Annotated in this window: 7 protein-coding genes; 4 read left to right on the plus strand and 3 right to left on the minus strand. The window is 59.2% G+C overall.

Going from position 1 to position 12,134, the window contains the following annotated elements:
- Positions 1 to 492: 492 nt before the first annotated feature.
- Entirely contained in the window at positions 493 to 1,842 is a 1,350-nt protein-coding gene (locus Mal15_RS25490) for a two-component system sensor histidine kinase NtrB (RefSeq protein ID WP_147870327.1), read from the minus strand.
- Positions 1,843 to 1,920: 78 nt separating this feature from the next.
- Positions 1,921 to 2,562: a carbonic anhydrase gene (locus tag Mal15_RS25495; protein ID WP_147870328.1), complete on the minus strand. Its 642-nt coding sequence runs from the start codon at positions 2,560 to 2,562 to the stop codon at positions 1,921 to 1,923.
- 509 nt (positions 2,563 to 3,071) lie between these two features.
- Between Mal15_RS25495 and Mal15_RS25500 the strand changes: the two genes are divergently transcribed.
- From Mal15_RS25500 to Mal15_RS25515, 4 genes are all read left to right on the plus strand, one after another.
- Positions 3,072 to 6,149 carry a DUF2309 domain-containing protein gene (locus tag Mal15_RS25500; protein WP_233903026.1) on the plus strand — a complete coding sequence of 1,026 codons (3,078 nt, stop codon included), beginning with the start codon at positions 3,072 to 3,074 and terminating at the stop codon, positions 6,147 to 6,149.
- Between the two features lie 26 nt (positions 6,150 to 6,175).
- A complete protein-coding gene (locus Mal15_RS25505) occupies positions 6,176 to 7,570 on the plus strand; it encodes a proton-conducting transporter transmembrane domain-containing protein (RefSeq protein ID WP_147870330.1) in 1,395 nt (464 codons plus the stop codon).
- Between the two features lie 144 nt (positions 7,571 to 7,714).
- Positions 7,715 to 9,181, plus strand: coding sequence for a proton-conducting transporter transmembrane domain-containing protein (locus Mal15_RS25510; protein ID WP_147870331.1), 1,467 nt, complete (start codon positions 7,715 to 7,717; stop codon positions 9,179 to 9,181).
- Positions 9,182 to 9,403: 222 nt separating this feature from the next.
- Positions 9,404 to 11,434: a SulP family inorganic anion transporter gene (locus Mal15_RS25515; protein WP_147870332.1), complete on the plus strand. Its 2,031-nt coding sequence runs from the start codon at positions 9,404 to 9,406 to the stop codon at positions 11,432 to 11,434.
- Between the two features lie 146 nt (positions 11,435 to 11,580).
- On the opposite strand, the gene Mal15_RS25520 is transcribed toward Mal15_RS25515, so the two are convergent.
- Positions 11,581 to 11,958, minus strand: coding sequence for a SpoIIAA family protein (locus Mal15_RS25520; RefSeq protein WP_147870333.1), 378 nt, complete (start codon positions 11,956 to 11,958; stop codon positions 11,581 to 11,583).
- Positions 11,959 to 12,134: the final 176 nt, after the last annotated feature.

Consider the following 12,134-nt stretch of genomic DNA (forward strand, 5'->3'; position numbering starts at 1 on the left):
GGCTTGAATGGACTGCAGGTGCCTCGTTGTGCAGCTCTACCTCGCGACGCAAAATCGTTCGATTCGTTCGCGTTATCGTTCGTAGGATTTTGGCGTTTTCGAGTCCGCGAAACCCTCTTGGGATCAGCCGGTTGGCGCCAGCCTACGGGTCCCAATAGACGCTGGGGCCCCAATAGACGCTGGGGCCCCAATAGACGCTGGGGCTCGAACGCTTGCGCGAATCGGCTGATGTCACTCGAGTTTCGTCGCCCGATGGCTGCGGTGAGTTGACCATCCATCACCTCAATGGACCGTCCAGCTTGGGACTGAGGCGAAACGCAACAATTCCAAATGATCTGGCCGGTTCGGTAAGAGGTGGTCGTTGAATGGGTGTACGACGTCCTTTCTAGGTCGTCGCGCAGAGCCCCACGGGCGACGGCCCGGAAGGGCCATCGTACCGCGAGAAAAGCAGCGACCGGGAATCGCCTAAAGGCAAGACACCAGCGGTTGCTACTACCCTGGCGCGCCGATCGGCAGCGCTACCGTAAACACCGTGCCTTGGTCACCGGTCTGGAAATCGATGCTACCGTCGTGTTGGCGAATGATTTTGTCGCACAGGGCCAGCCCCATTCCGGTGCCTTCGCTGCGGGTGGTGAAGTAGGGGTCGTAGACCTGGGATTGAATCTCGGCGGGAATCCCCGCTCCCGTGTCGCTGACCGCGATCGTCACGCTGCCGTCGCCTCCGCGGACGTCAAATCGCAGCGTTCCACCGTCGGGCATCGCTGCCAGGGCATTGATCGCAAGGTTCAAAAAAACCTGTTCCAGGCGGCTCGAATCGGCTTGGATCATGCTGATCATTTCCGCGGGCGGATCGACGACCAATTTGACGTTTTGATGTTCGGCTTGGGGACGTAGCAATCGCGCCAGCTTTTCAATCAAGAACACCACATCCACCGGGGCGCGTCCGAGTTCGGCGACGGAGGCGTAGCTGCGAAAGCCGTCCAAGACGTCGTTGATGCGTCGGACTTCGGTGTTCAAGATATCCAGCAGTTCGGCAACCTCTTGATCGTCGCTTTCATGGTCCAGTCGTTCGCACAACAGTTGGATGTGCAGCGATAGGGCGCTGAGCGGATTTTTGATCTCGTGTTGCAATCCGGCCGCAAGTGACCCGAGCCCCATGTAGCGTTCCATCCGTCGCAGGCGTTCCTCCATCAGCGTTTTTTCGGTGACGTCGCGGAGGTGGATGACCATGCCGATTTGGTCATTGTGTCGGTTGTGCAGCATGGTGCCCCCGGCGCGCAGCGTGGCCTGATGACCGTTTCGGGTGACGCAATAATCACGGTCTCGGATCGGATGATGATAGGTCGTGATCTCCGTGCAAATCGCATCCAAGAGGGCGTGTTGGGGGCCGATTTCGGACAGCCGGGTGCCGACGCCGTCGCCGTCCAACCCGATCAGCTCTCGGCCGCTGGGATTGGTGCTGGTGATGACGGCGTTCTTGTCGGTGGTGATCACGCCGACGTCCATGCTGGCCAAGATGTCCGCCGAGAGAACGCGCACGTCTTTGAGTGTCCGTTCGCTGCTCAGGTAACCACGTACGACCAAGGCGAACGCGATGGCGGTGGCAATGATGTTCAGGACCAACAGAATCGACAGCCCGCTCTGCAGACTTAAATCACCGGAGAGTTCCTTGGCCACTTGCAAGTCGCTCTCGGGCAAATGCTGAATCAGCCGCGCCACGATCTCCTGTTCGCGGCGAACGTTGGACAGGATCCAGGCGGTGACGGAGACGGCGACCAGGCTGAGCAGCGCCAGACCGAATGCGAAGCGACGAACCCCTCGTCCGTCATGGGAATCAAACATCGTGGGCTGCGTCAGAAAAAACGGCGATCGGAAAGAACCTTTCGAAAGTGCGAGTGTAGCCGCTGTGACACGCAGCGATCATGGGATCCGTTTCTTCGGGGCGATTTTTTCGATCGTCACGAATTGGTGTGCCAGCGGGGCATAGGCCAACACCCGCGCCGATCGATCGTCCACGACCCAGCCGTGCAAGCGGAGTTGCCCGGCAGCCAGTCGATTGCGGACAAACGGATGCGATCTCAAGTTTTCGATTTGGAAAAGCGTGTGCTCACAAATCATCAACGTTTGCCGCTCACTTTCGGTCGTGTAGTGATAGAAGTGATCCACCACCCGACGTGCGTTGGCCGTGAATCGGCACCCCGGATCACAGTCGCCATGAAGAATCGGGTTTTTCATCCAGTATCTCACCACCCGACAGCAGAGGTGGCTACAGACGATCACTTCGCGTACCTGCTGTCGAACAATCGCATACTCGATGCCAGCCACGGTCGAATCATAGGGCTGGTCCGGGCGCGGGATGGAGGCCGCCAGATTCTGCACGACGGCACACTGGCCGGGTTCGGCGAACGACAGCATGTCGGGAGCAAGGCCGTGGTCGGCGCACCCGACGATCAGAATTCCCGCTGGTGACGTTCGTGCCGACTCACGTAAATCTGCCAAAGTACCAAATTCATCGGACGCGAATCGGTGGAGATGTTTCTTCAACTGGATGCGACGATGCATGGTCCGTCTCGGGATATCGGTCTGTCATGGTCCGCAAGATCGAGTGTCGCATACGACATGCCAAAGCGTTCACAAGGGGCAATCGACGAGTGTCCCGTCCCAGGGCGGCCGAGCGTGATGCAATTTGATGCACCTGCTGCAAAACGTTGCAGACCGAGAGGTTTCGCTGGTGCCGGTCGTGCACCCCGTGCAATACGTTGCACTTCGATGCAATGGGTTGCACCTGCCCGACTTTGATGCGGTGGGAGCCGCGGTTTTCGCCGCGGATTGCCCCAGAATACAATTTCTTTTCGCGCGCGATGACGTTCCATTTGCCGGCAATTCGTGGGATTCTCGGGTGAAGCGGTGTGCGTGTCGCGGCAGTCAGGGGCGAATTGGTACGGCCTGTGCTGGGCGGAGGACCCAGTGAACCAGTCGCGATTGTTTTCGCCCGCATCCGCCCTCGACTCATGCAAGACGCGCCCTCCTCCACATCGACATCCCCGACTCGAGGGTTGGTTCATGTTGGCGTGTCCGATCAATCCGACTTGCAAGCGGCGATCGAACGCGCGACGCATTTCTTGCCGTCCCAAGGACCGATTTCCATTTTCGTTCACCACAACACGCTGCACTCGTTTGAGGACCTGCCGTTTGAGCAAGCCGTGATCGAAGGGGGACGGCGCTATGGTTGCCAGCCGTATTGGTCCGAACAGCGATACCGCAGCGAACTGGCCCGTGGACGGATTACGGTCGATGATCTGCGTCAGGTTTTGATGGACGATCTGGGAGAGGAAGCCGATGAGTTGATCGCCAGCTTTGGCACTCGCTACACCCTGCGGCTGGCGATGCTTCAAATGACCCTGCATTCGGCCCCCGATGCGGAGCTGAAATGGCTGTTGGCCGAGTCGGATCTGCTGTCACGGTTTCGCACGGAGGTCTCATCGGTGCGGGCCGAACAAATGGTGGGAAAGACCCGCAGCTGGGTGATGCGGCATCGCGACCTTTCCGGCCCCGTTGCGGCGCGGCGGTCTGACAATCCCACCCGCGACACTCAAACGCCCCTGCCCGAGCTCGTGCTGTCGGCGATCGACGCTTCGAGTGGCAAATCGATTCACTCCTGGTCAGATACCAGGTGGGAAGCGTTCACGCTGAAACTACTTTGGAAAGTCTCACGACGGGGCGTCGAATCGGCGCGGCTGCCCAAGAGCGAACGACGCGACCCGATTCGGTTGCGAGACTTGTTGTTGAAGGTGACCGGCGAAGACATCGACGTGACCGTCAATGAGGTGTTGATCCGGTTTTGCGGTGCCTTTCTCGACCAAGGATTTTCCGATTGGGCACTGCCCGCCCGTGAGTTGGGATTCGCCCGATCGTTCGCGACGTTGTTTCAAGGGACCGCCGCGGTGATCCCGCATTGGATGAAGGGGCTTGGCGAAGAAATCAACGCGATTCGGGTCGGACCGTTTGATGCCCTCCAATCGATTCGCCAGTCGCTTGATGTCTTGGGGATCAGCGGCGATGAAGTCGAGGAGAAACTGACTTCGACGCTGCTGGCGCTTCGCGGCTGGGCCGGAATGATCTGGCAAATGGAAACCAACACGCCTTTCCTGCAACAGCCGATTCCTCCCGGGACGCTCCACGAGTATCTGGCGATTCGGTTGTTGTTGGAACGTCACGCGATCGCCGAATTCGGCCAGCGGCATTACGGGACACGTGACTACCGACAAATACGTCGGGCCGCCGAACACCGTCGCGAAATCGAACAAGGGCCATCGACCGACGAGCGGACCTACACGATCTTTCAACTCGCCCAGGCCGGAGGATGGACACCCGAACAATTGGTCGCGATGACGCCCGAGCAATGGGCCTGCCTGATTCGCGAAATCGAATCGTTCGATTCGATCCATCGGCGCCGTGTTCTGCATGCTGCCTATGAACGGCACTATCGGATCGCGACGCTCGATGCCATCGCCGCCCACTCGGCGCGTCGGCGAGAGCAACGCCAGGATGCGAGCGACGCCCCACCGGCCTTTGCGGCGATCTTCTGTATTGATGATCGCGAAGAATCGTTCCGGCGGCATCTCGAAGAGGTCGCCCCACAGTGCCGGACCGCTTCGGCAGCCGGTTTTTTTGCCGTCGCGATGTACTATCAAGGTGCCGACCACGCCCACTTTCGCGCCCTGTGTCCGGGGATCGTGACGCCCCAACATTACGTCCGCGAAGAGCCGCTTTTTTCTGCCATCCAGGTCGGCCAGAAACGGGCCCAGCGACGTCGACGGATCGGCTGGTTCACCCATCAGATCCACACGCATTCGCGAACGATGATCGGTGGCTGGGTCACGGGCATCTTCGGGGCGCTGGCGACGTTCCCGATGGTCGCACGCATCCTGGCGCCGCGGCTGACGTCAAAGATTCGTCAAACGATGGGCTCGTTCGTCAAACCGCCCGCGACCGAATTGCATTTGGAACGGATCGCGGCCTCACCAGGGCCGGATCCGGACGCGCTGGGATACAGCTTGGAGGAAATGGCCGGGATCGTCTTGCAGATCCTGCAGGACATCGGGATGGTCGACCACTTTCCGTCGATCATCGTGTTCTTTGGTCACGGCAGCGGCAGTCTGAATAATCCCCATGAATCGGCGTACAACTGCGGTGCATGCAGCGGAGGGCGTGGCGGTCCGAACGCGCGTGCGTTCGCGATGATGGCCAACGATTCCCGCGTCCGTCGGTTGGTCGCGAAGCACGGGGTGGAACTGCCCGAAGACGTCCGTTTTATCGGGGCGTATCACAACACCTGCAACGACGACGTCGAATACTACGACCTGGATCTGTTGCCGCGGACTCACCGCCCGCTGTTCCGACGGATCGAGAATTGTGTCAACCAAACGCGGGCCCGCAACGCCCACGAACGCGCCCGACGGTTCGAATCGGCCCCGCTGGATCTGACACCCCAGGAGGCGTTGGAGCATGTCGAAGAGCGCGCCGAGGACCTCTCGCAGGCGCGTCCGGAATACAACCATGCGACCAACGCGGTCGTGACCGTCGGACGCCGCGACTGGACCCGCGGTTTGTTCATGGACCGGCGCGTGTTCTTGACGGAATACGATCCGGCGGTCGATGACGACGACGTCACGGTGTTGTCGCGGATCCTTCGCGCCGCCATCCCGGTTTGTGCCGGCATCAGTTTGGAATACTACTTTTCCACCGTCGATGTCGAAGGCTATGGCTGCGGATCCAAGCTGCCACACAACGTCGCATCGATGATCGGGGTGATGACCGGCGCCGCCAGCGACCTCCGTCCGGGGTTGTCGCAACAGATGGTCGAAATCCACGAGCCGATGCGGATTCTGTTCGTGATCGAAACCACTCCGGAAAAGATGGACAAGATCATCGACGAAAACCCGGGGATCCGGCGATTGGTCCGCGGCAACTGGGTGCAGGTCGCCCTGATCGACCCGGCAACGTCGACGATCCTGCGTTATGTCGACGGCCGCTATCAACGTCACGTCCCGGAATCGACGGAGTTGCCCGTGGTGGCGTCGTCGATCGATTGGTACCGCGGCCGACGTGACCACTTGGGATACGCATCGATTGAAACCGGATCCTAATGCCTCATCACGCCGACTTGCCTGCCATGAACCCTCTCGAAGTCCTTTTCCAATTCCTCGGCACGACCGTGTTGGCCAGCCCGGCTGTGTTGCTGGCGGTCCTCGGTTTGTCTTCGTTGATCAATCGTCCGCTCAGCGAATCGACGATCGCTCGATTGACGCAAGGGGCCGTGTTGTGTTCCTTGCTGCCGGCGATCGTGATTCTGGCGATCATGCTGGGCACCGGAATTCGTCATGTTCCGATTGAACTTGGGAACTGGGTGATGCTGCCGGAGGAGCAGTTTCATTTTCATTTGAAATTCGTTTTTGACAGGCTGAGCATCCCGTTCTTGATGTTGTCCTGTGTGTTGTGCGGGGTGGTGGGGGCGTTCACGCGGCGTTACTTGCACCGCGAAGAAGGCTATGGAAGATTCTTTCTGTACTACGCCATGTTCTTTTGTGGCATGGTTTTGTCATCACTTGCCAGCACGATCGAAGCGTTGTTCGTCGGCTGGGAAATGGTCGGTCTCTCGTCGGCATTGCTGGTGGCCTATTTCCACGACCGGACCAATCCGGTTCGCAACGGGCAACGTGTTTGGTCCATTTATCGGCTTAGCGACGCGGCGTTTTTGATCGCCGCGATCACGATGCACCACTTGACCGGACGAGGCGACTTTGGCGGGTTGATGAGCAGCGGGATCTGGCCCGAGGGGACCGCCGCGATAACGTCCAGCCAGGCGTTGATGGTCGGTTCGTTGTTGCTGGTTGCCGCCGCCGGCAAATCGGCGTTGTTTCCCTTTAGCGGTTGGCTGCCGCGGGCGATGGAAGGCCCCACGCCGTCGAGTGCCATTTTTTACGGCGCGCTGTCGGTCCACCTGGGCGCCTTCCTGTTGTTGCGGCTGAGTCCGATCATCGAGGCCTCGCTGACCCTGCGATTGATGGTCATAACGTTGGGGATCGTCTCGGCGGTTTGCGGCGGCATCATGTCGCGGGTCCAGAACGATGTGAAAGTCTCGCTCGCCTATGCCTCGCTGACCCAGGTCGGAATCATCGTCGTGGAGATCGGCTTGGGGATGAAGTATCTGGCCCTGATTCACATCATGGGGCATGCCAGTCTGCGAACGATGCAGTTGCTTCGCGCCCCGACGCTGCTGAGGGACTACAGCGACTTGGAAAACAAAATCGGCACGCGTTTGCCGCGTGATTCGTGGGTCGGCGCAAGCTTCTTGCCGCCGCGAGCCCAGCGATGGTGCTATCGGTTCGGATTCGAACGAGGCTTCATGGACATCGCGTTGGACAAATGGGTCGTGCAACCCTTTGTGCGTTTTTTCCGCTGGTGCGATGCGGTCGAGCGACGGGCCACCGATGCGCTGTCCAACGAGGCGTCGCGTGAATCGGACCAAGCCGAATTGCATCCCGAAGATTTTAAATCCGCAGCCTAAATGCTTTGTCCAGATTAAGAATCGTGGTCCTAGCCGTAACGGAAATCGCCAAGACTTTCGGCGGTTCGTGCAGCGGGCCGAAACTCTTGGCGAGTTCCGCTACCTCAATACAGAATTCGACCATACACAAACGTTTTCACAACCATGTCTGAACTTCATTTCCCCTGGATCGAGATCTCCATCCTGGTTCCCTTATTGGGTACCGTTTGGATCCAGTTGCTCGGCGACCGAGAGAACATTTTGCGGCACGCGATCGCGATTTGTTCGTTGACGCTGGTGTTGACGATCGGCGAACTGATCGACTTTGTTTCGATCGGCTCCTTCGAAGCCCACGACCACTGGCTGTTGCTGGACTGGCTGTTCCATCGAGACGTTTTTGTCGTGGACGAACTGAGCGCATTCCAATTGCCGCTGGTCGCGTTGATCTTTCTGGTCACTGTGATGTCGACGCTTCGCACCAAGGCGCCACGTTTTTCGTTGAAACTGACACTGATCTCCGAATGCCTGATGCTGGCGACGTTCAGCTGTCGCAGTTCGTGGATGTTGATCGCATTGCTGATCGCATCGACAGTCCCTCCTTACCTGGAACTGCGGAAACGCAAGCGGTGCACACGAATCTATGTGCTGCACATGGCCATCTCCGCTGCACTGCTGCCGGTCGGTTACGGATGGTTGAGTGCGGTCGACCAGACTAGTTCGGCGATCTTGATTCCCGGCGCGCTGTTAACGGTGGCGGCGTTGATTCGCAGCGGGATTTTTCCCTTTCATCTGTGGATGACCGATCTGTTCGAAAAAGCGACCTTCGGGACCGCGATTCTGTTTTCCACGCCGCTGGTGGGGGCGTATGCCGTGATGCGGTTGGTGTTGCCGATCGCTCCGTCCTGGGCGCTTCAGAGTATTGCGGTGCTTTCATTGGTGACGGCCGTCTATGCCGGATCGATGGCGCTGATCCAACGCGAAGCGCGGCGAATGTTCTGTTTCTTGTTTCTCAGCCAGTCCGCCCTCGTGCTGGCCGGGCTGGAGCTGGTCACACCGATCGGGCTGACCGGCGCGCTGTGCCTGTGGTTATCCGTCGGGCTCTCGCTGACCGGTTTCGGGATCACGCTTCGCTGTATCGAAGCGCGGATCTCGCGCGTCGCACTGGCCGACTATCACGGCTTGTACCGCCAGATGCCGATGTTGGCCGGATTCTTTTTGCTGACCGGGCTGGCGGCGATCGGATTCCCCGCGACGGTCGGATTCGTCGGCATGGAATTACTGATCGAAGGGGCCGTGGATGTTTATCCCTTCGTCGGGACGATGGTGGTGATCGCTGCGGCGCTGTGCGGGATCACCGTGCTGTCGGCCTACTTTCGGATCTTCACCGGACACCCCACACGCACCGTGGTCCCGATGCACGCGCGACCCGCCGAACGAATCGCCGTGCTGATGTTGACCTTGTTGATTCTGGGCGGCGGTTTGGTGCCGCAACCCGGCGTCGCGTCACGTTATCACGCCGCAAAAGAATTGACGCGGCTACGTCAATCGTATCCCGGCAACGCCGACGGAAACGTTGCCGCGGAAAAGGGGGCAGGTACGAATGGCACGGGCTTAGTGAGCCGACGGCGCTAGCCGCGGGCCTTGATCCGCCTTTCACACGGCGGTAAGGCCCGAGGCTAGCGCCTACGGCTCAGCGTATTGGCTTATGCCCGTGCCATTCGTGTCAGCTGCCTTCGCCGGAACGTGGTTGCCCGGCGCCTCCCACGCTCTGGCGAGCGTGGCTACTGAAAAGCGGAGTCTGACATCGCATGACAACCATTCGAGACAATTTGAAAACCAACGCATCGTAATCCCATGAGTTCCCCCATCATCAACCCCGGCGACGTCCCACGTGGAAATCTGCAGGGCTTTACCCGTTACTTCAAGCACGACTTCATTTCGGGACTGCTCGTCTTCCTGATCGCACTGCCCTTGTGCTTGGGCATTTCCATCGCCAGCGGCTATCCGCCGATCGCCGGCATTTTCACCGCCATCATCGGATCGGTCGTGGCGACGCTGATGAGCAATTCGGAGCTGACGATCAAGGGTCCCGCAGCCGGATTGATCGTGATCGCGATCGGTTGCATCGGTGCATTCGGCGGCGACGGAATGGTCGGCGGCTGGAGCGAAGCGGACCAGGCGGCCTATCGGGCGGCATTGGCCGTGGGAGTCGCCGCGGCGGTGCTGCAAGTCTTCTTCGGCATCTTTCGCGCCGGCATCTTGGGCGAGTTCTTTCCGATTTCCGCCGTCCACGGCATGTTGGCGGCGATCGGCGTGATCATCATTGCCAAGCAGATTCCGGTGGCACTGGGCGTGAGTGCATCCGGGGGGCCGCTGGAACTGATCCAGCAAATTCCCCACTTCATCGCGGCGGCCAATCCCGCGATCGCGGCGATCGGACTGACCAGCGTGTTGATCATGTTCCTTTGGCCGATCGTCGGCAACAAGTTGCCGATGCTGAAGGTCTTGCCCTCACCCTTGATCGTGCTGGTCGCGGCGATCCCGATGGGGATGGTGTTTGATCTGATGCACGAACATTCCTACACGTTGCAAAACCACGAGTACCAGTTGGGCGAGAACTATTTGGTCGCGATGCCCGAGCGCGTCTTTGGCATGTTCGACTCACTGACCACGCCGGACTTTTCGGCGCTGCAACAACCCGTCGCTTGGAAATGGGTGTTCATGTTCTTCATCATCGGCAGCCTGGAATCATTGCTCAGCGCCAAGGCGGTGGATCTGATCGACCCCTGGCGGCGCAAGACGAACATGGACCGCGACATGGTTGCGGTCGGCGCCGGGAATTTGTGTTGTGCGTTGGTCGGCGGATTGCCGATGATATCCGAAATCGTGCGGAGCAAGGCGAACATCGACAACGGTGCCCGCACGCGATTTGCCGACTTGTGGCACGGGATGTTTTTGTTGGTCTGTGTCGCGTTTATCCCGATGGTGTTGCACCGCATTCCGATGGCCGCGTTGGCGGCGATGCTGATCTACACCGGTTTTCGTTTGGCACACCCCACGGAGTTCTTCAACGTTTGGAAAATCGGCCGCGAGCAATTGGTGATTTTCGTCGTCACGTTGATCGCGGTGTTGGCCACCGACCTGTTGATCGGGATCGCGATCGGCATTGCCACCAAAGTGGTGATCCACCTGTCCAACGGCGTGCCGCTGCGATCACTGTTCAAACCCGAGATCGAGGTCAGCAGCGACGACGGGCGGACGGTACGATTGACGGCGTACAAGTCGGCGGTGTTCAGCAACTGGATTCCGATTCGCCGCCAGATCGAGCGCGTCGGATTGCTGCAAGACAAGAACGTCGAACTGGATCTGGCAGAAGTCGAGTTGGTCGATCACACGGTGATGGACAAGCTGCACGAGATGGAAAACGATTTCCAGCAACAGGGACTTCAATTCACCGCGCTAGGACTTGAGTCGCATCAACCGTTTGCCGACCACGCCCAGAGCGCGCGTCGAAAGGGCCTTTGCACGGTCCAACGGTTGACCATCATGACCGATCCGGAATTGGAAGAAGAGTTGGAAAATGCGATCGTCGCTTTGGGGGCCAGCGGCTATACATCAACGCCCTGCCGGGGCCTGGGGCGGCGTGGGATCACCAATGAATTTCGTACCCCGCGGGCCCAAGTGCGGATCGAAGTGATCGGCACCAAAGGAATTTGCGATTCTGTGGTCGATTATCTGCGCCGCGACGCCCAGACCCAACACCCGCTGGTGTTCACGGTCGAAGAAGTCCGGGTGGCTCGGTTGGATGCCTTCGCGCCCGTCCCCGGTTCGAATCAGCCTGCGGTGGATCAGGAGGAGGAACACCTGGACCCGGTCGGCCATTGAGCGTGTTGCGTCCCAATGCAGTGCATCGGATCGGGCATTGGATGAGTGGGTAGGAAAATTTTGGAGGTAAGAAAATTGGATGCTGGACGGATGAAGTCGTCCGTCGAATCTTCTTACCTCCCCGATCTTCTTACCCTAATCCCGCGTCAATCCTCGTCCACCCAGTCCCAGGCCGCGTCGATTTCGCTGGCGTCGAAGTACTTGACTTTGGCGGCGGTGAACGGCGAGCAGAAAATCGCCATCCACTTTTCCCAGGCTTTGTCGCCGACCATGGCGATCCGCTCGATGTCGCGGAAGTGCTGGATGTCAAACTTGATGTCGTCCCACAGCGCCCGGGCGGTCCAGCCGTGGAAATCATCCAGTTCCAGCAGGACACGGATCTTTCCGTGTTTCTGAATCAACTGTTCGATGTCGGGCCCGAAGATCTCGTAATCCTCGTGGTTCATGGTGCCGCTGACATGCAGGTGAATCACGTTGCTATCGGCTCGAGTCGCTAAATCGACTTCACTGAATCGAACACCCATCTATCGGCCCTTTTTTAGAAGAGAAGAAAAAGAACGAATGCCCCCAAGTCTAGCGGGTGCGGCGGTGGAACGCAAAATTCTGCGGTGAGTCGCGATTTGATCGAGGTGAAGCGTTTCGATCGGCCGGACTTGGTGCCGTGTGACGGGGAGGGAGCGAAAGAAGGCTGTGAGCTTTT

The organism is Stieleria maiorica, assembly GCF_008035925.1.
GTDB classification, from domain to species: domain Bacteria; phylum Planctomycetota; class Planctomycetia; order Pirellulales; family Pirellulaceae; genus Stieleria; species Stieleria maiorica.